Consider the following 21562-nt stretch of genomic DNA (forward strand, 5'->3'; position numbering starts at 1 on the left):
CTGTAATGCCGTTGGCTGCCTTTAGCCGTTATTTCCCCTGACAGGTTACGGTCAGCATGTGTATCGGGTTATTGGCTGATGGCGCAGCGGCGTCTTTCAGGTTGAAAGATGCCAGGCACTGTTGGTATGCCTCTTTACCCCATGTCACCTTGAGTTTCCCCTGTTCCGGCAGGCCGCTCATATACACCTGCCCAGCTTCCCCTACGATCCCGGTATTAGGTTTGTTTGCCGCCGTACCCTCTACGGCCGCCAGCGCCCCGAACGGCAGCGGCGTTTTGTCCGCTTGCAACAGCGTTATCAGCACCTGATAACCGACGTGCGTGGCAAAGTTGGCCATCACTACGGCCCCTTTGGTTGGATAAACGTTCAGGGTGGATTGCGTGACATCCACATTGTCCGGCAAAGTGGCCGGGTTCAGGCCGACGTTGTTGAGCTGATAGTTCGACAGGTAGGGTACGATTGCATAACCACGGCTGTCCGTGCGGATATCGCCGTTCATAACGTTGGTACGCTTGGCACCTGGCGCGCTGACAACGGCAACCGAATTACCCAGCATCTGGCCGAATGTCACCCCTTCCGGGTGCACAACGACGCCGCCGTTGCCGCTCAGATTCAGGGCACGATTCTGGTTGTTATAGCTATAACCCATGCTGACGGCCCCTTTGCTTCCTTGATAGCTGGTATTCAACGTGCTGTTATTATTGCCTTGCTCATTGGACCAACCCTGCATCACGCTATAGGAGAGGCGGCTATCCAACGCGCTGCCGCTAATCCCGGCCTGCTGTTGCACTTGCCCCTGATTGTTGTGAGTCATCTGGTAACTGGCATAGGCGTTGCTTAAGGTTGCCGATTGACTGAACAGGCTGAATGGCACCTGGACGTTCAACGATAACTGCCGATTTTCCGGCCAATCGCCATCCCCTTTGAGCCGGTCAATACTGTAGGCCAAGCCGTAACTCACGCCGCGATAACTGCCGTTGTAGCCAGCCGACACCGTGTTCACCACCTTGTTATTATCCCAGAAGTCGTTACGGGAAGCAGACAGGTACAGCGAACCCCATGACTCCAGTTGTTGGCTGAGCCGTACCTGGAAATCGGAACGCCGACGTTCCAGCGTCCAAGGAACTTGCCCATCACTGAGCTGGAAGCCGAAACTATTGAAGTCGGCAAAACTGTAATAGTGGCGGGTGGAATAGCGATAAGCGGTTAGATCTACCGCCGTGCCGGTGCTCAGCAGGCTTTTGGCATAGCGCAACCGGTAAGAATAGCCTTGCTGGTGGTCGTCTTGCCCAGGCAGTTTGGCGTTGGAGGTGGTGATATCCGCCGACAACGCACCGAAGTTGCCCAGAGAGAAACCGCTACCCGCCACGGCGGAGGCGTAATCTCTGGCCAGCAGTGTGCCGCCATACAGGGTGATATCATGGGGCAGGCCATAAATAGCGGTGCCCAGCACAAATTCTGCCTGCTGTGAGTCAACCGTGATCCCCCCGTTGTAATGGCCCGCCGTCACTTCATATTTCAGGCTGCCTTGCCGCCGCATCACAGGGAGTGATGAAAAGGCGAGTGTTTGGGTACGCACGGAACCATCGGCTTCGTTAATAGTAAGAAGGAGGTCACCCGCTTGCCCGGTTTGGAACAGGTCATTGATACGGAATGGCCCCGGAGCTACATAGGTCTGATAGACAACATTACCGTTCTGGCTTACCGTGACGCGGGCGTTGGTTTGCGCGATGCCGCTGATGATCGGTGCAAAACCGCGCAAGCTGGTGGGCAGCATATCATCACTGGAATTGAGCTTGACCCCGCGAAACGGGATGCTGTCAAATACGTCGCTCTCCGTGTTGCTTTCCCCCAGTAGAATTTCCGAACGCCAGGGTTTGATATCGCGTTGCAGAAAGGTGTTGGTAAACTGCGTGCTCTGGGTGGTTGAGTTTGACTGGCTATCGGTATTGCGTGAGTAGGTCATGTTGCTGCGCAAACGCCAGGCCAACCAGTTGGCCCCGCCTTGTACGTTAGCAAACAGACTGGTCTGGGTATTGTTGCCCATGTCTGCCTGTGCACTTTGCCAATTGCGCCCACCGTTCAGATTATAATTGAACATCAAGGCAGATACCCCGTGATCCCATAAGTCGGGGTTAACCGAGCCTTGCGCATTGGGCTGCATCGCCACCTGCGGGATACTGATATCCAGGCGAAGTTGAGCAAGGTCAAATTGGATCTTTGCTTCTGGGATCAGAAGCGCAAGGTCGTCAACAGGTTTCTCCGGTAATAGCCCGGTAAAGGAGGGTAACACTTGCGTGTTGACGCCCAACTGGTGCAGGAAATCTGGCGTGAGCTGCGGCTGAATATCCCCATGGGTGTTCGCCTCGAATACCAGGGTGTGTTGCCCTTTATCTATCTGGTTGATAAACAAAGAGACAGTATAAGTACCGGGTGGTGTTTTCCCCGATATTCCAAAAGCGCTCAGATCCACTGCGGCCGCGTTGGTTCCCCCTAAAGAAAGTAATCCAGGGTCAAAATAGTCTTGTGCCAGGGCTGGGGCAGCACTTACCAGCAGTGTTGCTCCCGCCAGCGCAGGCAATAATGTGAAATCAGTATGTCGTGTTGCCATTACTATCGCATCCATAACGCAAACTAGGGTGTTATTGGTTTGTGCGTCACGCCCCAAAAGCCTACAGGGGGCGCTGCTCGGCTGGGGTACTCCAACCGTCTTCATCGATCAGTTGCCATGTCACGTTGCCCAATGCGTTGTCTGGCAGGGTGTAACGCTGCTGGCCTTTCGGGGGAACCATCAGGCGCAACTGTGTTTTGTCGAGCGCCGTTGTTCCCACCTTTAACTGTGAAAATGTCAGCCAGTAGGGTGTTGGGTTATCAGCAATCAGTTGGTTACCTTCGCGGCGGAATTTCAGCTTGGGGGCCATATCCGCCACTGCCCGTTTCACCAGCCCGGCCGGGCGATAAAACACTTTCATATTGCTGGTGACCGTCAGCACCATCTGTTTTTCTTCTGTGCGCTGCTCCGGCGCTGCCTGAGCGGGGATAGCCTTCATTGAGATAAAGAATACGGACTCACGATCGGCCGGTAACGGCTCACTGTTACGCCGGATGCGCAACGTTAATTCACTGTTGGCTTCAAAACGTGCCAGCGGTGGCGTAACAATAAACGGCATCGCCGGATGCTCACCTTCTGTCATGGCCACATTGCCGGTCGCCAGATCAACGGGCTGTATCCAGGACTGCATCAGATAAGGGTAAGGGGTACTGTTATTGGCGGCCAGGGTGACCCCTTTTTTGTCGTTCTCAAGATAAATCACTCGCAACACCTGAAAGGAAATCCCCTGAGGCGTAGCTGAGGTTGTCTGGGCTCGAGCTGTGCTGGTGCAGACCATCAACAGGCCAAGCAACCAGCCGACGGTGCACCAGCGTAATAAAGTATTCATCATGGTGTTTCCTACTGAGAGGCGATGCTCTGTTGGCACAGGGTGGATAAACCACCGTAATCAGTCACCGTCTGCCATGTGACCTGTGTGACTGGCCCCTGAATCGTGTAATTCTGTGTACTCATCGGGGCCAGCATGTCTGGCTGGGTATCCAGATTGACGGGCTGGCCGTTGAATTTCAGGTTCCCGAATGTTTGAAAATAAGGCGCCGGGTTCTCGATACGCACAGCGTTAACTCCAGCGCTTAGCCGCAGGTTGCAGGGGTTGCTGGCGGGGGCCATTTTGAGATCCGCCGGGCGATAAAACAGTTTGATAATAAAACGCACCCCCATGGACACCCGTGCATCAGGAATATCTTTACTGGAGTGTGCGGGTATGGCGATCACCGCAAGGTAAAAGAGTGACTCACGATCTGCGGGCAGGGAACCCCCCTGCGGTATAATCCGCAGCAACTGCTGATTATCGGGCTGCAATGAAAAAACCGGTGGCGTCACGATAAACGGTGCTGCGGTGTGATCGTCAGGTGTCTGTTGTACCCGGCTTTGGATCAGGTAACTCTGTTTAGCGGTATTTTTCACCGCTAAAGTTTGCGCTTTATCGGTGGATAGAAAGACCACCCTGGTCTGGCTCAGGCTGATCCCCCCAGCGGGACTCTGTGCCGCCAAGGTGGGAACTGAGATCGTCAGACATAAACAGGCAATAGTCATTGGACGATAAAGAGCAGTCAGGAACATATCAGCCTCAGCGGTAGGCTAAGTTAAACAGGATACGCGCCGTCAGATTACCCGGCGTCGCGGGTTCGCTGGTGCATGCCAGGCTGCCGCAGGTTACCCCGGCATAAAACCGGATGTTCTGATCGGGGGGGATTACTCCTGCCGCCGCCAGCGGGATATTGTCTCCGTTTTTGACTTCTGTACTGCCATAACTCGGTGGGACATCGGTCTTTACCAGCATGACTCCCACACCGGAAGTGGTGGAATCGCTGCTGCGGAATAGCCATTTGCTATCGCGCGCAATCCCGTCACCGCTGACGTTAACGACCGGGGCAAGGCTGGCATCGGTCCCGCTGCAATCCTGTACGGCGAGGGTAAAAGGCTGGGCGACCTGTAAAGTCGAAGGCGTCAACTGTGACAGATGAACAGAGTCCAGCGCCAGCGTGCTTTTATCCAGGCTGAAAGTACATGTCCCTGGATTGAGTATAGCGGAAAAATTGAGCGTGACTGCCTGAGCGGGGGCGCCAATCAGGGCTGACAACGCCCATATTGTCAGCAGCATAGCTCTTTTATGGCAGGTTATGATTGAACGCACTGATCCCCCCCTCATCGTTAATGGTTTTCCACTGTACTACGCCCTGTGTCTTGCTGGTTGGGTAGGTATGGCTACTGAACGGCGCCAGCATCAAGGCCGCAGGTGTATCCAGTTTGAGCGCTTGCCCCCCAATGCTGATACTGGCAAAGCTGACAAAGTACGGGGAGTTATTACTCACCTTGACTCCGCCTTTGACCTGGGAAAATTGCAAATTCTGCTGTGCTGCCAGCGATGAAGAAGGCAGATTGTTTGGGCGATAGAACATTTTTATGATGCTTCCGACCCCAAACTGTGCCGCGCCATGTACTCCAGGCTGTTGATTATTGGCCTGGGGAGCAGTACTGGCTGGAATCGCGCTGGCATGAAAATAAAACACTGATTCGCGATCTGTCGGCAAGGTAGCCCCTTGCGCCACGATGCGTATCTGGTTAACGCTATTGGGCTCCAGACGAAACAGCGGTGGCCTGGTCTGAAACGGCGCGGGCTGGTTTCCATCCAAAGAGCCACTGATTCTGGCCTGCACCAGGTACGGTTGTGTTGCCATGGTATTGCGCACTGTCACACTGATACTGTCGGCCCCCTGGGGGTAAATCAGGCGGGTTGCGTTGATACCAAAGCCACCTGTTTGGGCCACTGCAAGCAGGGGAAACCAAGCAAGCAATACTGAAAACAATGAGAAAATACGGGACATATAACGGTTCCTGGGTGCGAGGAAAGGGGGGCTGGAATTGCCCCCTAAGATAGAATTAATTGTAGGCAAAGCTGAACAGGATTGGTGCGTTGATGGCACCGATTTCTGCACCAGCGGCAACGGTGGATGCCAGGCCTGCTTGCAGACTCAGAGTCTTACCGTTGAAGTCGCTTTGTGCTGGAACTGCGCCAGCAGTAGCCACCAACAACTTGTCTCCGTTGTTGATGTAAGCACTCGGAGTTGAAGCCAGGCTCAGCATCACACCTGTGTTGGTGCCGGTGCTGTTAAACATGTTTGGGTTACCGCCCAGAGTCTGACCAGTCACTACCAGATTCGCTGTATCACCATCGGCCAGAGGGGTTTGGCAGTTATTGATACCCACGGTGAACGTTTTCACGCTTGCTGCAACTGGCGTTGCTACTGCTGCGAAGTCGGCTGGCGTATGGTTGCCCAGATCCAGGTTATTGGTAGAGAGACTGACGTCACAGGTTGCAGCAACGACGTTACCGGTAATGGTGATTTGGGCGTTAGAGGCTGCTTGGGTAGCACCCGCGGTAGCTAACAGTAACAGGGCAACTGGAGTAACGGTTGATAAAATCTTACGCATTATATTTTCCTTAATAGAGATAATAATATTCCGGACAGCCGGAGAGTTTACGTGACATATATATGCCGCAGAGGGTTTAGGGTGATGTAAATAATCAATATTTACAGTCATTGTGGATAGAGAGAAGAACTGAATAAAAACATAAAACGACATATACCGTTCTATATCTTCTACCTGTCTTTTATTTAATTCTTCCGAGAGCAATCTCTTAAATGATTTATTGAGAATGATCCCTGCATATATCCTGGTTCACTTTTATCATGAAGGTAAAAGCAAAAGTTGATTAAGACAGTTCTTAATTTCTTAATGGGGTCGATTGTAAAGTGAGCGTTTAGGCATTGGAAGATGATATTTTGTTTCATATGATACCCTGCTCAGCATTTTCTTAACAAAATCAATGAAAAAATGTGATTCAAATTCACCATTTTAACCCTAATTGGGTATTTATTTGATGGTAAATATGTATTTACCAGATTACTGGTAGGGCCGATTCTTAAGGAGAACCTGTTGACAGACAATATCACGGGCTGCTTACGGGAAGAGTATCAAGCAAGTCGGAAGGAATACTGACAGAAGATAAAGCGTATTGTATAAACATTGAATCAGACCATTCAGGTATTGGTATCACCGGAGTAATCAGAATAATGGAGGTATTAACAGGGATAGACTTTTACGATGGCCAGCAGCGCTCTGGCCTCGGGATCCTGAGCATGATGGCAAACTAAAGTCGAATGACAACAAAAAGAACGGGCATTAATACAGGCCGTAGACAACCCTCAAAAAATCTGGGCTGTATACCACGTTCAACCAATTGGAAGCATCAATTACATCTGCTCCTTATTCACAGCAATATCATTCCTACATTCTTTATGAATTTCCTTGATTAAAAACTGCACTAGCGGTGTTAACGAGGATTGCTGGCGATAGATCAAGCTGTAATGGCCAACTGGGAGTTTCTCCTTCAAGGGGATGAAGCAAAAAAGATCTTTCATAGAATCAATGTATTTAATCATCATCGGGCTGATGGACAGATAGTCAGCTTTTAAAATCAGGTGCTCCGCAACCGTTATTGAATCCCCTTTCAGTATTGAGTGTTGCATTTTAACCCCTACTGGGAACAAAAGTGATTCAAGTTCATTGTAATATCCAGCATCAGCGATAGGGAGGTACCATTTGGCCGCACGGAGTTCAGCCATAGAAGTTGCGTGTGCCAAGGGGTGACCCTGTCTGGCAATAACGCCGAATGAACAGGAAAAAAGAGGTTCTTCAACAAGATCGCTCAGGGATATTGCTTTAGACGTTATACCAATAAAAAAATCCAGTTTCCCGGCCTGTAATAAAGGCAGTACTTCGGATTGCTGGCCTTCATAAAGTGATAGATTTGCCTGTGGGTAAACTTTCTGTACCGTACTAACGGCGTTGGAGATAAATTTAAATACTTTGAGATGAGAACAGCCAAATGAAACACTCCCTTGTTGCAAGTTACTGACCTGTTGTATTTCAGCTAACGCAAGTTCCAGTTCACGTAGCACAGATGCCACGCGGGGTTCAAAGCACCGCCCGAAATCTGTTAGAGCTATGCCCTGAGTGCTTCCAAACATCAATTTTACACCCAGTATTGCTTCCAGCTCGCGCAGATAACGATTAATGTTCGGTTGAGTTTGGTTTAACGCTTTTGCCGCTGCACGAATGCTGCCATGTTGAGTAATGGCTCTAAACATTCTGAGATGAGTGGTTGTAGGCAAACGTGACATGAAATACCTCTTTTATGTTAATCCATTCAGGGCTTGTCTCTAAAACTCCTTTTGTAAGAAACCTGGGATGATTCCGCTCACCTTGCAAATTGCTGTTCAAAACGCAGCTTGTGCTCATGATGCCACCGCAGACCGAAAAAACCATAATCAAGGCGGTATTTGCACAAACTGTACTCAATTCCAACTGCGTTGGGGGAAGGGCGCTTGGAATGCAGTATGCCGAACTTAACCTCAAAGTGGCTCGCGGCTGATTATGCTCATCAAACACCTTGCTCTGCACTTAAGTGACCCCATCCCTATGCCATGCAAAACCAAAGGCCGCAGTGTGCTGAAACTTTGCTATGGAACCCGTGTGGCATTAACGCGAGTAAGCTAACAAAACACTTTGGCTATTTTTTAGGCTGCGGGAAGATAACTTCCCCTAAAAATTAAAGATATCTCTAATAGATTATAGAGAGCCACCTGATACCTGCAATATAGATTATATGTGTTGAAACGATTCAATCCAAATTGTAGAGAATTTTTCACCTCTCCTTTTCTTGATGATTAAAGTTAATTTTTTAATTATATCACCTGTAATTTTTCTTATTTATAATGATTCATGCTGCCAAATTCCTTCACGATTTTATTTTTATCTATATCGGTCATGTTTCAAGTGACATGAGCGCTGGCTTTGTGACTCAGCTATCCCGATCTCGTTGTAGACAATGTGCAAATCTGCTTCAGGTGGATTGGCCATGCGCAGCATTTACCTGAATAAGCTTCTGGAGGTAATGAATTGCACGGTATCCTTGCCTTCCTGAAACCCGCATCATTTTGGGGATATCATTGGGGGATGCTGGTTTTATGATTCAAATTGCATAAGAACAATGGGTTATGTTTTTTTGACTGGCTTCTCGCCAAAAACACTGGTTTCAGTGTTGTTTTTCCTTCCCCTGGATATGAGAGTCTCACTCACCGTTAGCGCTAGTTTAGGTCTTGTCTATTCAACGATGTTTAGCGGCTAAACATATGTGATGATAAAAATGTTTTTAATAGCAGGAGCAATAAGAAAATTGAATGGCTGAGATAATATTATGCTTGCTTATATTTTATTCAGGTTGTGTATATTCAATACATAATTAGGAAATTATTAAATTAAATATGGGAATTATCCTAAAAATTAATAAAATCACAATAATAAAATCAATATATCTAACGGTCAAGAAGTGAATAATAAGAAATGGTAATTTTTTTATATCAATATTATTTTATGAGAAAAAATCATTTTACAAATTCAATGGGGAAAATCATTAACCCATTGTTTAGCATGAAATATAGCCTTTTTTTGTATGATTTTAGCATCACGCAAAACAAATTTGATATCTCCCCAGTATACCGGAGTTATCCTATAGTTAATTTCATTGATGCACTGTGAAGGAAATATCAGAATATTTTTCTTGGCAAAGGGCTCAATTAAAAATTGAACTTACCGCAAATAGCTTTTCCGATAGGTTTATTTACCTAAGGTCCAGCTTGAGATGTAAACTCTGTTGACGTTTTTTGGTGAAAAGGACGTCATTTTTATAAAAAAGGAAAATAGCTCATGAAAAAGATCGTTCTATCTACCATTGCCGCAGCCATTCTGTCTACCGGTATGGCACATGCTGCTAATGGTGTGAAAAAAGAAATTACTATTGTTGCTAATATCAATGATGCCATCTTTGTTTCCAAGCCAGACGGTAGCACCTGGTATGATAAAGAAGAGCTGTATGCTACAGATTACCGTCAAACCGCATTTGCTTCTCACGATCTGCCAGTACGCATCTGGACTACTGATGATGAAGTGAATGTATCTTTGGTACAACCCTTGACTGTGTCTCGTGTGGATGGCGCTCAACTCGCTGACGTTGCTATTACTTTTGCTGGTAAGCCAGTTGTTCAAGGCAGTGCATTGAATATTAAGCAGGTCAATGGAGTCGCGGGTGCTTATGACAATATCTACACTCTGAAAATTAATGCCAAGGCACCCACTGCCGCTACGGGCGGGAACAATGGTTCCTATCAGGGCGATCTGGTTATGCTGTTCGAACCTAAAATCTAAGAGTTTAAACCGAATACTCTTTTCAATATTTTAATAAAAAGAACGGGGTTATTTCAGGTAATCCTGTTCTTTACTGGTTTATACCGTTTTGTTCGGGAAGGTAATTTATCATTCTTTGACCATACACCAAGGTAAGCCTCAGTATATTTAATGGAATGTTTATTCATCGATTAATAATAATATCGTTTAATAATAAATAATTTCTCTGCTGGGTATATTTTCTTTTTACGGAATAAAAGAGATGGACAGAGTTATCCCTGGATGGGCGACAGGTTTATTATTACTGACATTGCCGGTAACCATTCGTGCCGATGGTACTCAGATTGAGTACCAGGTTCCCGCCGGGTTTAGCGACGCGGAACACGATATATCCATGCAGTTTTTGGCTACTCTGGACAATAAACCTTTACCAGGCCCCGTTAGCTGGTCCACACGGCAGAATCGCCTCACATTTGATGAGGCGCTGTATCGCAAGAATGGTGTATCAAACGAACAGATAGCGCTATTGAATAAGGTGCTGCCCCAGATACCTTATGCAGCCTGCCCGAATGGCTGTGATTATACCGCCAGTGGTCAGACGGTATCACTGGACAAGATCAAACAGTCGCTAACGATTACCGACAGCAACCAGCGCTACGTGCAGCCCCAAACCATGATGGGCTTTATCCACAATCAATCACTGAACGTGCGTGCCGCTTCCAACGACTACCGCGCCGTTTCTGCCTACGGCCAGGGTTATCTTGGCCTGCCTTGGCAAAGTTACGGATATATGGGGTGGTACTACAACGACAGCAAGAATGTTGATACCAGAAATACGGATCAAGGGGTCAGTACCTGGTACTTACAAAAAAACTTTGCCACTACCTATTTGCGTAGCGGGCGGCAGGATAGCCGGGACTTGGCCGCAGGCAGCGTCAGCACTTCGCTTAACCCGGGATTTGATCAGTTTGTCACCTTGGGAAGCCAAGACAACCTGAAACGCGACCATCAGTCCGCAGGTACCATGGTGCTATTTGCCAGCACGGAGGGGGATTACGAGTTTTACCGCGATGGTCGGCTTATTCGCCGTATACCCGCGGTGATTGGCCGCAATGAAATTGACTATAACCAACTGCCCGGTGGGTTTTACAGCGTGGAAATCCGCCTGATTAATCGTAACGGTCAAGAGGTCAGCCGTGAGAACCAGCAGATTGCCAACATCAATTACGGCGGAGGTAACGGCTGGTACGTGACGTTGGGCAAAGAGCTTGATACGCAGAAAAACCTGCTTAGTGCGGGTGCCAGCTTCCAGACTGACTGGTTTGCTGCCAGCAGTGCTCTGCTTAAGGGAACCGACGATAAATGGGCGATGGAGCATAACCTGACTCGGCCAATGCAGATAGCTGAGGTGGATATCACGCCAACTATCGGCGTGATGGTGGGGGAAAAAAGGATTGGGGGTTACGCCAGCTTGAGCGCAGGCAGCCCGCAGTTGGGGTATTTATCCGCGTCGCAGTACCAGAATACGGCGGTGTCTGATTTCTACCCAGCCAACAATAGCACTGCGCTGTCGTATAGCCGCCAGTTCGGGCCAACCCGTCTGAGTTACAACTACAGCCGGTATGCCAACAGCGCGCGTCATCAGTTGCAGAGCACATGGAATTGGCGTGGCAACGGCGTTTGGGCGGTGATCTCTACCGGGTTGCAGAAAGGAGGATACGACAACAACAGCAACAACTACGGGGTGTATTTAAATACCACCTTTATGTTGGATCGTAATACCGGAACCTTTAACGCCGCCTATAACAACGGCAGGTTACATACCGGGGGCAGCTATCAACGTGAGTTTGAAGACAGCTTTGGCACCACTTACGCCGGTGTGGATTTCAGCGAAATCGGCCGTACTAACGCGGTGGGTTTGAATGCGCAACGCAGTGGTACGCGTGGGGATGTTTCTCTGCGAGTCGGGCGCGAAGACCATATCACTAACGGCAGCTTCAACTATAACGGCATGTTGGCCGCTAGCGAGAACGGCATCGCGCTAGGGCGCACCAGTCCCAGTGGAGCGGCAATGTTAGTCAGTACTCCCGAGTTGGGGGAAACCCAATATGGCTTCAGGGTAGAAGGCTACCCGGTTGCTGGCGGTGGCACCTATGCGGTGCCGCTGGCGAGTTATCAGGATGTGACCTTCGCACGGGCTCAGACGGTGGATGCAAATATGGATATGAATATTCGTCTGCCAGCCAACATTATCCGGGCGCACCCAGGGCAGGTGTATGCAGTGAAGGCCGAAGTGGAAATGAACCTGCTGTACAACGGATTTATGGTTGACAAGCTGGGAGCCCCAGTGAGCGGCACGCTGCAAGAGAGCGGCGATACGGTTCATCCAAATGGCCTGTTTTCCATAGCCTCTTCCGCCCTCTTGAAAGAGGTCACGCTCAACGGCAAACAAGGGCGTTACCGCTGCGATCTGAGCAAGCCGAAGGGGAACTACTACACCTGTGTGCCTAGTTAAGACGCAATATTAATAGTGAGTACGAAACAATGACAAACGTGAAACAGATTAAAACCAAGGTTGCTCTGTTGAGCATCATCTGCCTGTTGACTTTAAGCACTCTGGTTCAAGCCGACGGGCAACTGATGGTGATGCCAGCGCGCAGCACTGTAGAAGGCGATCAATCACGTACCGTGCAGGTCAGTAATCTGGGAGATAAACCGCTGTATCTGAAGATTGACCTGATGCGCATAGAAAATCCTGGGGAAAACCCGGAGCGCAAAACGGCGATTGGTGAAATTACACAGCCAGAGATGATGGCTAGCCCTGCCAAGCTGACGCTTGGGCCAGGCCAGAAACGGGATATCAATCTGGTTGCCTTGAAAGTGCCCACCAGAGAAACCCTGTACCGGTTGTATGTGGTTCCTGTCTCCAGCATCAAAGTGGTGGGTAATGAAAGTAAAGAGAAAATCACGGCACCGCTAACCTTTGGTGTGGCTTATGGCGTTGTGGTTCACCATTTACCGCCAACGGGGGCGCGAACTCAAGGGTGGACGCATCAATGCACTGCCAATGGATTGCAACTGATCGCTACCGGTAACGTCAGCAGCCGGTTTCGCGGTTTGCAGGCAACACCGGCGGGGAGTGTTTCAACTGAGCAGAAAGTATTCCCCGGCACGCCGCGGGTATTCCCGGTAATTTCCCTGAAAGGAAACGCTGATGACCAGCCGTTTGATGTGCGCTGTCCGTAGGGTGTTACTCGGGATAGGGCTGCCAGCGCTCCCTTGGGGAACGGCACTGGCGCTGATTGATATCAGCCCGAAGGTATCAGAGGTAAAAGACGGGCAAGCGGTGGTACAGGTAATCAATACTGGAGATACGCCGGAGTTTGTCAATATCACTCTCTATCTGGTGACGAACCCTGGCGTTCCTTCAGACGAAGAACAAACGATACCGTTAGGCTTGGTTAAACAACCGTCTCTGTATGCCACCCCGTTCAAGCTGTCATTGGGGCCGCGCCAGCAAAAGCAGGTGCAGTTGAAAGTGCTGAGAGAGATCGAGCAGGAAAAGGTCTATCGGCTGGCGGTGATACCGCAGCAGAAAGCCAATATCAGCGGCACGAAAAATAACGTGATGCTGGTTGGCCTGGGGTATATGGGGCTGGTGCGCCAGTTGCCGCTGATTCAAACGGTGGCCTGGCACCATCGCTGCGAAGCGAGAGGGCCGGTGCTAGAGGCAACCGGTACGGTACGCGCGGCATTTACTGAACTCAAACGGAATGGCAGAGACATGGGTGATTTTAACCTCTACCCAGGGGCTCCGCGTGTCGTGGATGCGCAGGTGCTAAGCGGGAAGGTAGAGGGTAAGCCTTTCAGTGTGAAGTGTGGCGATTAACCCACATATAACAACAGGGAACAGGCAGCATGAGGATATGGCAAAAAATGATGGGGGTCACGCTGCTGACCAGCGTGGCGGCTGGTGCCGCAGGTGATATCCCACTGGGGAACGTGCCGATCAGCATTAATTTGACTAATCTGCCGAAAATCACGGTAGAGAAACCGGGCGGTGGCTGGTACGACACTCTGGCGCTCAGTAACAGTGCGGGCAGTGACATCGCTCGCTACCAGGTACAAGCCCCCGTGCAGGTCAGTATCCGCAATGAACGTCATTTTATGGTTTCACTGGTTGAACCCTTGGTGCTGACGCATGAAACCAACGCAACGCTAGCTTTTACCACCGAACAAGTGGCGTTTGGGTATCAGGGGGGGGCGTTGCAGGCGTTGGGAAGTACACCCGTAGATTTCAGTAATCCTGCATTAATTGGGGGCACCTCAACGGGGAGTTATGTGCTGTCGATAGCTGCGCGTCAACCCGCCGGGGGAACGGGAGCTATTGCGGGAAATTATATCGGCAAATTGGTGTTGCTGTTTGAAGTGAAAATATAACGCTATAACCCATGAGCTATTGCTCAATGACCCAGCGTGAAAATTATATTCTCAAGATAAAGTTACTATACCAAGGAAATATAATGAGCAGAGGTTTCTCATCGCTTGCCCTATTTGGCACTTTACTTTTCTGTAGTGGAATGCCAGCGGCAATAGCAGCAGTCTATTACCAAGGTACGTTATCAAACTGTAACATCACGAGTCTCGGTGATAGTCAATGGAAAGCAAGTTTTTACTTGCAGTCGTCAAGTAGTATATTTGGGGTAGATACTGCAAGTAATTACTTCACTATCAAGATCCCTCAGCTCAGTGCAAATGGTTCTTCCATGGACAAGAACGCATTTGTTAGCCCGATTCCTACGATAAACTTCACGTCGATGCCGACGGGGATGATTGCCAGAACCCCATCAGGATCGACGCTTACCGTTGCAAACACGAACGGCACGTTGAGTATCATCACGAGCGGCACTGTTTCGTTTACTTTCTCAACCAAGAATAATGGCGCATTTCCAACGGCATTAATTACCCACGTTAACGGCTACGCTTATTCAGGTGGGGGGCAGACAAGTTGGGCATATTACTGGTTTATACCCGGAGTCACCATTAATACCTGTACGCGATATACAACACCGACACCTCCTCCCGTCCCGCCGATTGAAGAAATTATTCCACCGGAGCCGGCGTTCAGCCTGAAGTCTGCCGTTTGGGAGTTGGATACGGCAGACGTGGGGAACGTGCCGGATGTAGCCGCGGCTGGTAACAGCTATCAGGCCTCCATCAAAAACCTGGAGAGCAACAACCTGTGTGTCAGCTACGTGACCAAAGGGGTAAAAAACCAACGCTATGCGCTTGGCGTCAGTAATGGCGTAATTGTGCAAGGGGGGCGGAGGCTGTTTATGATGAATGGCGCGGCAGGTGGCCTGCTGTTCTACAAACTGAGTTTGACCAGCAACGATGGTGTAGTAGCCAATAACTTTGATTTCCCTGCCGCAGCGGCCAAGTATATTACTCTGTCGCAAGCGGCCAGCGGCGTTGCCAACCGCAGCGAAATGTGTTGGACACCCCGAATCAATTTATTCCGCAATGCCTCAACCAACGCAGGTATGCATACAGACACTCTCAACTTTATTATTACCCCGCAGGCCTAACAGGTAGTCGGCTTGCCCGTATTGATATCAAGGAAAAAGTAATGGAGAAGAAAAAACTGGTATTGCATTGCCCTTGCCATTTTATTCAAATAGGATTGAAAGAAATATTCAGTCAGCCCCCATTTGTTGAACGAACAGTGATTGTAGACAGTGTTTCAAATCTGAAGCAGTGTGAGTGTGCATTACTCAAGCATCCGAAAGTTGAGATGGTGATATTAGCATTGGATAACCATTGGTATAATCCTATTTCATTGTTGAAGTTAGTCACTCAACGTTTGCCTGAATTGCACCCCCAAAGCAAGATAGCCTTGATTGGCAATATTACCTATATGAATATGCTGAAGCGCTATTTGGGTGAGGGGGGAGGTGTTTATATTTTCCTGGATATTTCAGTTTCTTTATCTATATTGCGGCAGCAATTATTAGCCGCTCTGCAAACCCGTGTTTTTACGGCTAATTCGGTATATAAGCCAATGTTGGTAGTACCTCGGCTTTCTGCACGAGAAATGATGGTCTTGAATCGTGTGCTGAATAGTGACTCCATCACGCAAATAGCGAGAGATTTACGTCTCCACTACAAAACGGTAAACAATTATAAGCGTTCGGCCTTGTCAAAGCTGGGCGTGCGTTCACTTCCTTTGCTGTTGATACAGAATTACAATAAAAAGATGTTGGGGCATGTTTTATGCCACCTAAGCAGGCAATATAATAATACGGATATACGAGCAGAGGCTGCGCCTGAAAGAGATACATTTCACTGTGCAAAAAATGCCAAAACCTTTATACCCATCTATTAATTATGCCATTACCATAGAAATAATTTTAGATGTCAAATATATAATCTGTCTGCTTGTCACTTTCATTGTCATTAATAAAGACTCTGTTTTAGTATGAAGATTAAAGAGTTTCTTTTAAAAATGAAATGAATTTATAACGGCTATTACCTATGAAAATATTGCCTAAAATTAACCACCTGCAAATATTTAAATTGATTATACAGCATGGAAGTATTCGAGCAGCCGCAGCGGCATTGAATCAGACTCAGCCAGCATTGAGCCGGGCAATGAATGAGTTAGAAAAAGCGCTTGGTGTCCCCTTGTTGGTTCGGGGTACCCGCGGCGTGGTGTTGACCGAAGCAGGAAAGCTGTTTGTTCCTCGCATGCAGTTTGCACTTAAAGAGTTGGAGCGCGCGGTTAATGAAGTGAGGCATATCAGCTATGCCGCTCACGGTAGGGTGGCGATAGGGAGTTCTTCACTTCCTTCTTTTACTATGTTACCTGCCGCGATACAGAAGTTTCAACGACGCTTTTCTCAGGTGAATGTCCTGCTTTCAGAAGGCTATCTGCCTGAAATGTTGGATGAGGTGCGTAGTGGTACGCTGGATTTCGCGATTGGGGCCGCGCTGATGGAGAATATAGGTAGAGAATTTATTACGGAACCCTTTTTCACCATGCCTTTCCGGGTATTAGCACGGCGTGGGCATCCTTTGGCACAGAGTACATCGCTCAAGAAACTGCGGAAAGCCAGATGGTATTTACCCTCATCAACAACGGGTTATTATCATCAACTCAGTAATATCATCTTTCCCGACGGGCAACAGGATGATGTCTCTATTGTTCGGGGAAATACTGCCATAATGGCCGTTCAAATGGTGCTCAGCGCAGGCTATTTAACCATTGCACCGCAGGAACTCTTACAGGTTCCCTACCTGAAAGAGCATCTTTGTTATATTCCGGTTGAAGAAACACTGCCGGATGCCGCGTATAGCTTCATTTATTCTCAGCAACTGCCATTAACCACCGTGGCCAGAAATCTGATGTACGAACTACGGAAAGAATGTGAAAACTATCCCTGGAGTATGAGCGGCTTTGACCATTGATCTGCATGAGCGTTGAAGCTCTTGGGCGCTGAAAACAAAGGGGCCGACCCATTCAGCTCAGCCCCTGGTTTCCGTTACAATTTTGCGATTTCAACCAGATTGGTGTGTTGCGGATTCCCTTTTGCCAGTGGGGAAGGGCGCAGATTAGTGAGGATATTCACGCTGCCACCGTGATCAATTTTGTCGCCAAACATATCGGCTACCAGCCAGGCACCTTGGCCCATGGCGGTGACGCCGGGCATAATCCGTGGGGTGACTTTAGCCTGGAGCCTGGTTTCACCCCTGTTGTTGAATACCCTGACTTTATCGCCATGCTTGATGCCGCGCGCTTGCGCATCCAGCGGGTTAATCCAGACCTCCTGCGGGCAGGCCTGTTGCAGCACGTCGATATTGCCGTAGCTGGAGTGGGTTCTGGCTTTGTAATGGTAGCCGAACAGTTGCAGTGGAAATTGGCTGCGGGCTGGATCTTCCCAGCCTTCAAAACCGGCGGCATAAACCGGCAGCGGGTGGATCACATCTTCGGCGGCCAATTCCCAGGTAGCGGCAATTTCTGCCAATTGTTCGGAATAAATTTCAATCTTGCCTGACGGCGTTTTCAGCGGATTAGCCTGCGGATCTGCGCGGAATTCGCGGAACGCCACAACGTGTTCCTGTGGGCATTTGCGTTTATAGATGCCTACCGTTTTCAATTCCTCGTAGCTTGGCATATCTGGGTTGCGTTCACGGGTTTTTTCGCAAAGATACTGAATCCACTCCTGCTGGTTGCGGCCTTCGGTGAACATGGCTTCGGCGTCTTTGCCCAGCCGTTTGGCGACTTCCGATAAAATTTCGTAAATAGGGCGGCGTTCAAACTTGCGTGAGGTTGCTGGCTGGCCGAGGATCACATAGCCCATATTACCGGCGGACTCATGTGGGATCAGGTCTTCCTGCTCGGTTGGCATCAGGTCAGGCAGCAGAATGTCGCAATATTTGGCAGAGGAGGTCATAAAGTGATCGATGCCGACGATCATTTCACATTTATTATCGTCTTGCAGGATCTGATGCGTCCGGCTGATGTCGCCATGCTGGTTGATCAGCGTATTACTGGCGTAACACCAGATGAATTTGATCGGCACATCCAACCGATCTTTGCCGCGAATACCGTCGCGTGTAGCCGTCATTTGCGGGCCACGTTCGATGGCATCGGTCCAGGTGTAGACTGAGATCTTGGTTTTTACCGGATTGGTCAGCATATCAAACCATTCAACGCCAAGGTCAAATGAGCCTTCACGGCAACCGGTATTACCGCCATTAATCCCGACGTTGCCGGTCAGGATCGGTAGCATGGCGATAGCACGTGCGGTTTGTTCACCGTTGGCATGGCGTTGTGGCCCCCAGCCCTGGCAAATATACGCGGGTTTGGTCATGCCGATTTCACGTGCCAACTGGGTAATACGCGTGGCGGGAATACCGGTAATACGCGCGGCCCAGGCCGGGGTTTTCGCCACGCCATCTTCACCCTGGCCCAGAATATAGGCTTTATAATGGCCGTTTTTGGGCGCGCTGCTGGGCAAGGTTTTTTCATCATAGCCAATGCAGTATTTATCAAGAAAAGCTTGGTCCACCAGGTTTTCAGTGATTAACACATGGGCGATACTCGCCACCAGAGCTGCATCGGTGCCTGGGCGAATGGGTATCCACTCATCTTCCCGGCCAGCGGCGGTATCGGTATAACGCGGATCGACCACGATCATGCGGGCATTGGAACGTTCTCTGGCCTGTTCCAGATAGTAAGTCACCCCGGCACCGCTCATGCGGGTTTCGGCCGGGTTGTTGCCGAACAGCACCACCAGCTTGCTGTTGGCAATATCATCTGGGCTATTGCCTTGTTGAGCACCATACAGGTAAGGCATGGCGGTGGTGATCTGTGCGGTGCTGTAGCTGCCGTAACGGCTGAGGAAGCCGCCGCAGGAGTTCATCAACCGATAAGGAACGTTGGAGTTGGTGATATTGCCACCGTCCACCCCGGTGCCGTACAGCACGTGTACCGCTTCATTGCCGTATTCTTCCAGAGTGTGTTTCAGCTTACCGCTGATGATATCCAGCGCTTCATCCCAACTGATACGGATAAATTTACCTTCGCCCCGTTTGCCAACGCGTTTCATCGGGTATTTCAGGCGATCCGGGTGGTTCATCCGGCGGCGGATCGAACGCCCGCGCAGGCAGGCGCGCAGTTGATGATTGCCGTATTCATCGTTGCCGGTATTGTCGGTTTCTACCCAATACACTTCATCGTCACGCACATGCAGGCGCAGAGCGCAGCGGCTGCCACAGTTGACGGTGCAGGAACTCCAAACCACTTTATCAGCCAAGGGCTCAGTATTGGGTTGGTTTTCGGCAGCGGCGGTTTTACGGAACGGTAAAACCATTCCCGAGGTGGCCGCCAGTAAGCAACCAGCAGCGGAGCTTTTTTGGAGCAGTCGCCGTCGGCTGATGGGGTGATGGAGAAGATCGGGATTCTGGATATGGTTCATACATGTTTCCCTCTGAAACCTGTTCTTATAAGACTGTTTTAGTTGCCCTTGGGCCGGACTTAAAGCAATCCACTAATTGTCAGGAAGATGGTTTTATGCATCTGAATTATTTCATTCGTGCGTATTATTGATTTTGTTTAGTGATGTTCTTGCTGGCTCTAAGAATACACCTTGCTACCCTGCTCAAGGTTTGTCTGGCGTCAAATTTCGGCTCTGGAGACAGTGACATTTTTATACTTAAACCGGGCTGAGGGTAGCAGCAATAAATATTGGCGTAATACAGCAGATTTGTTGCACCTGGTAATAGTTAACTATCTCTGATTATTCACAGGTAATTATATTGGATGGGATATGATTAAATTAATAATGAGAGGTATTCTTATTTAAAGACGATAAATACTGATGATGTGAAAAATATGCAAGTTAAATATTTTTTGCTGAAGCGATTTTACTCATGTTATAGAAATATTAATGGCTAATAGGCTAAAGGTTGATGAAGATCAACTCAACCCCCCCTCTAGATAACAAAAAATTAACTGCCAATTAATTTTTAGGCGTTATAACCAGGGGATAAATAATAATGATAAAGGAGAATGACGCATTTTTCCAAAACGGCGTTAATCGCCGTGATTTTATGAAGCTTTGTGCGGCGTTGGCCGCCAGCATGGGGCTCAGCAGCAAAGCGGCGGCTGAAATCGCACAATCTGTCGGGGCACCACGGCGGCCACCGGTGATCTGGATTGGTGCTCAGGAATGTACGGGGTGCACGGAATCATTACTGCGGGCTACCCATCCAACGATTGAAAACCTGCTGCTTAATGTGATCTCCATGGAGTATCACGAAGTACTTTCTGCCGCTTTCGGTGAACAGGCGGAAGAGAACAAACACCGCGCGATTGAGCAATACAAAGGCCAATATGTATTGGTGGTTGATGGCTCTATCCCAATGAAGGACGGTGGCATTTACTGCATGGTGGCAGGCCAACCGATTGTGGATCACATCCGTAATGCCGCAGAACATGCGGCGGCGGTGATCGCCATCGGTTCCTGTGCCGCTTGGGGCGGCGTTGCCGCCAGCGGGGCCAACCCTACCGGGGCGGTCAGCCTGCAAGACGTCCTACCGGGCAAGACCGTGATCAATATTCCCGGTTGCCCACCGAACCCACACAACTTTTTGGCCACGGTTGCGCACGTTATCACCTATCAACGGCCACCGGCGCTGGATGCGAAAAATCGCCCCGAATTCGCTTATGGTCGCCTGATACACGAGAACTGTGAACGCCGCCCGCATTTTGATGCTGGGCGCTTCGCTAAAGAGTTCGGTGATGACGGGCACCGCCAAGGTTGGTGTCTCTATCACCTCGGCTGCAAAGGGCCAGAAACTTACGGCAACTGTTCAACGCTGGAGTTTTGCGACGTGGGCGGTGGCATCTGGCCGGTAGGGATTGGGCACCCCTGTTACGGCTGTAACGAACAGGGCATCGGTTTTACCAAAGGTATCGCGCAACTGGCGAACGTTGAAAACCCCACCCCACGCAACGCCAAACCGGCGGTACAAAATACAGAAGGGGGTCATGTCAGCCCAACGGCAGTGGGGTTGCTGGGAGGAGTGATCGGGCTGGTGGCAGGGGTTAGCCTGATGACGGTAAGGGAACTGGGGCGGCAGCAAAAACAACAGCGTAAAGATAACGATAACGAGTCGCCGCCGCGCAAGGAGTAA

Annotated in this window: 17 protein-coding genes; 9 read left to right on the plus strand and 8 right to left on the minus strand. The window is 49.4% G+C overall.

What is annotated here, in order from left to right; translation table 11 throughout:
* Window positions 1–28 precede the first annotated feature (28 nt).
* The 7 genes from Z042_RS13805 to Z042_RS13835 form a co-directional block, all read right to left on the minus strand.
* Window positions 29–2611 carry a fimbria/pilus outer membrane usher protein gene (locus tag Z042_RS13805; RefSeq protein ID WP_024914044.1) on the minus strand — a complete coding sequence of 861 codons (2583 nt, stop codon included), beginning with the start codon at window positions 2609–2611 and terminating at the stop codon, window positions 29–31.
* A 61-nt stretch (window positions 2612–2672) separates the two neighbouring features.
* Window positions 2673–3443: a fimbrial biogenesis chaperone gene (locus tag Z042_RS13810; RefSeq protein WP_236849189.1), complete on the minus strand. Its 771-nt coding sequence runs from the start codon at window positions 3441–3443 to the stop codon at window positions 2673–2675.
* Between the two features lie 8 nt (window positions 3444–3451).
* A complete protein-coding gene (locus Z042_RS13815; RefSeq protein ID WP_024914042.1) occupies window positions 3452–4174 on the minus strand; it encodes a fimbrial biogenesis chaperone in 723 nt (240 codons plus the stop codon).
* Between the two features lie 7 nt (window positions 4175–4181).
* Window positions 4182–4715 (minus strand): fimbrial protein, encoded by a 534-nt coding sequence (locus tag Z042_RS13820; RefSeq protein WP_024914041.1) that lies wholly within the window; start codon window positions 4713–4715, stop codon window positions 4182–4184.
* Window positions 4716–4722: 7 nt separating this feature from the next.
* A complete protein-coding gene (locus Z042_RS13825) occupies window positions 4723–5439 on the minus strand; it encodes a fimbrial biogenesis chaperone (RefSeq protein WP_024914040.1) in 717 nt (238 codons plus the stop codon).
* A gap of 55 nt (window positions 5440–5494) precedes the next feature.
* A complete protein-coding gene (locus Z042_RS13830) occupies window positions 5495–6046 on the minus strand; it encodes a fimbrial protein (RefSeq protein ID WP_024914039.1) in 552 nt (183 codons plus the stop codon).
* An 824-nt stretch (window positions 6047–6870) separates the two neighbouring features.
* On the minus strand, window positions 6871–7800 hold the full coding sequence (locus Z042_RS13835) for a LysR substrate-binding domain-containing protein (RefSeq protein WP_024914038.1): 930 nt from the start codon (window positions 7798–7800) through the stop codon (window positions 6871–6873).
* Window positions 7801–9385: 1585 nt separating this feature from the next.
* On the opposite strand from Z042_RS13835, the gene Z042_RS13840 reads away from it, so the two are divergent.
* The 8 genes from Z042_RS13840 to Z042_RS13875 all read left to right on the plus strand — a co-directional run bounded on the left by Z042_RS13840 (window position 9386) and on the right by Z042_RS13875 (window position 17329).
* Window positions 9386–9883, plus strand: coding sequence for a CS1 type fimbrial major subunit (locus tag Z042_RS13840; protein WP_024914037.1), 498 nt, complete (start codon window positions 9386–9388; stop codon window positions 9881–9883).
* Window positions 9884–10124: 241 nt separating this feature from the next.
* Window positions 10125–12377, plus strand: coding sequence for a TcfC E-set like domain-containing protein (locus Z042_RS13845; protein ID WP_024914036.1), 2253 nt, complete (start codon window positions 10125–10127; stop codon window positions 12375–12377).
* Between the two features lie 29 nt (window positions 12378–12406).
* Entirely contained in the window at window positions 12407–13108 is a 702-nt protein-coding gene (locus Z042_RS13850; protein ID WP_051506730.1) for a hypothetical protein, read from the plus strand.
* The gene (locus Z042_RS13855) at window positions 13077–13751 is read left to right on the plus strand and encodes a fimbrial biogenesis chaperone (protein ID WP_024914034.1); all 675 of its coding nucleotides are present in this window, start codon (window positions 13077–13079) and stop codon (window positions 13749–13751) included. Before Z042_RS13850 ends, Z042_RS13855 begins: the two co-directional genes overlap by 32 nt.
* A gap of 29 nt (window positions 13752–13780) precedes the next feature.
* Window positions 13781–14302, plus strand: a complete 522-nt coding sequence (locus Z042_RS13860; RefSeq protein WP_154666962.1) for a hypothetical protein — start codon at window positions 13781–13783, stop codon at window positions 14300–14302.
* 326 nt (window positions 14303–14628) lie between these two features.
* Window positions 14629–15450 (plus strand): hypothetical protein, encoded by an 822-nt coding sequence (locus tag Z042_RS13865; protein ID WP_154666963.1) that lies wholly within the window; start codon window positions 14629–14631, stop codon window positions 15448–15450.
* 41 nt (window positions 15451–15491) lie between these two features.
* A complete protein-coding gene (locus tag Z042_RS13870) occupies window positions 15492–16247 on the plus strand; it encodes a helix-turn-helix transcriptional regulator (protein WP_024914031.1) in 756 nt (251 codons plus the stop codon).
* Window positions 16248–16396: 149 nt separating this feature from the next.
* Window positions 16397–17329, plus strand: a complete 933-nt coding sequence (locus Z042_RS13875; protein ID WP_024914030.1) for a LysR substrate-binding domain-containing protein — start codon at window positions 16397–16399, stop codon at window positions 17327–17329.
* A 74-nt stretch (window positions 17330–17403) separates the two neighbouring features.
* Here the strand turns inward: Z042_RS13875 and ynfF are convergent, their stop codons facing one another.
* Window positions 17404–19842: a selenate/tellurate reductase subunit YnfF gene (ynfF, locus tag Z042_RS13880; protein ID WP_024914029.1), complete on the minus strand. Its 2439-nt coding sequence runs from the start codon at window positions 19840–19842 to the stop codon at window positions 17404–17406.
* Window positions 19843–20422: 580 nt separating this feature from the next.
* On the opposite strand from ynfF, the gene hybO reads away from it, so the two are divergent.
* Complete coding sequence (gene hybO, locus Z042_RS13885; RefSeq protein ID WP_024914028.1) at window positions 20423–21562, plus strand: hydrogenase 2 small subunit; 1140 nt, start codon at window positions 20423–20425, stop codon at window positions 21560–21562.

Source organism: Chania multitudinisentens RB-25 (assembly GCF_000520015.2).
Classification (GTDB): Bacteria; Pseudomonadota; Gammaproteobacteria; order Enterobacterales; family Enterobacteriaceae; genus Chania; species Chania multitudinisentens.

What these genes read in the sequence shown, in the direction of transcription:
- Z042_RS13845 (WP_024914036.1), top strand. Translation starts at nt 10,125, where the DNA reads ATGGACAGAGTTATCCCTGGATGGGCGACAGGTTTATTATTACTGACA.
- Z042_RS13830 (WP_024914039.1), bottom strand. Translation starts at nt 6,046, where the DNA reads ATGCGTAAGATTTTATCAACCGTTACTCCAGTTGCCCTGTTACTGTTA.
- Z042_RS13855 (WP_024914034.1), top strand. Translation starts at nt 13,077, where the DNA reads ATGACCAGCCGTTTGATGTGCGCTGTCCGTAGGGTGTTACTCGGGATA.
- Z042_RS13820 (WP_024914041.1), bottom strand. Translation starts at nt 4,715, where the DNA reads ATGCTGCTGACAATATGGGCGTTGTCAGCCCTGATTGGCGCCCCCGCT.
- Z042_RS13875 (WP_024914030.1), top strand. Translation starts at nt 16,397, where the DNA reads ATGAAAATATTGCCTAAAATTAACCACCTGCAAATATTTAAATTGATT.
- Z042_RS13850 (WP_051506730.1), top strand. Translation starts at nt 12,407, where the DNA reads ATGACAAACGTGAAACAGATTAAAACCAAGGTTGCTCTGTTGAGCATC.
- Z042_RS13835 (WP_024914038.1), bottom strand. Translation starts at nt 7,800, where the DNA reads ATGTCACGTTTGCCTACAACCACTCATCTCAGAATGTTTAGAGCCATT.
- hybO (WP_024914028.1), top strand. Translation starts at nt 20,423, where the DNA reads ATGATAAAGGAGAATGACGCATTTTTCCAAAACGGCGTTAATCGCCGT.
- Z042_RS13815 (WP_024914042.1), bottom strand. Translation starts at nt 4,174, where the DNA reads ATGTTCCTGACTGCTCTTTATCGTCCAATGACTATTGCCTGTTTATGT.
- Z042_RS13870 (WP_024914031.1), top strand. Translation starts at nt 15,492, where the DNA reads ATGGAGAAGAAAAAACTGGTATTGCATTGCCCTTGCCATTTTATTCAA.
- ynfF (WP_024914029.1), bottom strand. Translation starts at nt 19,842, where the DNA reads ATGAACCATATCCAGAATCCCGATCTTCTCCATCACCCCATCAGCCGA.
- Z042_RS13865 (WP_154666963.1), top strand. Translation starts at nt 14,629, where the DNA reads ATGGACAAGAACGCATTTGTTAGCCCGATTCCTACGATAAACTTCACG.
- Z042_RS13825 (WP_024914040.1), bottom strand. Translation starts at nt 5,439, where the DNA reads ATGTCCCGTATTTTCTCATTGTTTTCAGTATTGCTTGCTTGGTTTCCC.
- Z042_RS13805 (WP_024914044.1), bottom strand. Translation starts at nt 2,611, where the DNA reads ATGGCAACACGACATACTGATTTCACATTATTGCCTGCGCTGGCGGGA.
- Z042_RS13840 (WP_024914037.1), top strand. Translation starts at nt 9,386, where the DNA reads ATGAAAAAGATCGTTCTATCTACCATTGCCGCAGCCATTCTGTCTACC.
- Z042_RS13860 (WP_154666962.1), top strand. Translation starts at nt 13,781, where the DNA reads ATGAGGATATGGCAAAAAATGATGGGGGTCACGCTGCTGACCAGCGTG.
- Z042_RS13810 (WP_236849189.1), bottom strand. Translation starts at nt 3,443, where the DNA reads ATGATGAATACTTTATTACGCTGGTGCACCGTCGGCTGGTTGCTTGGC.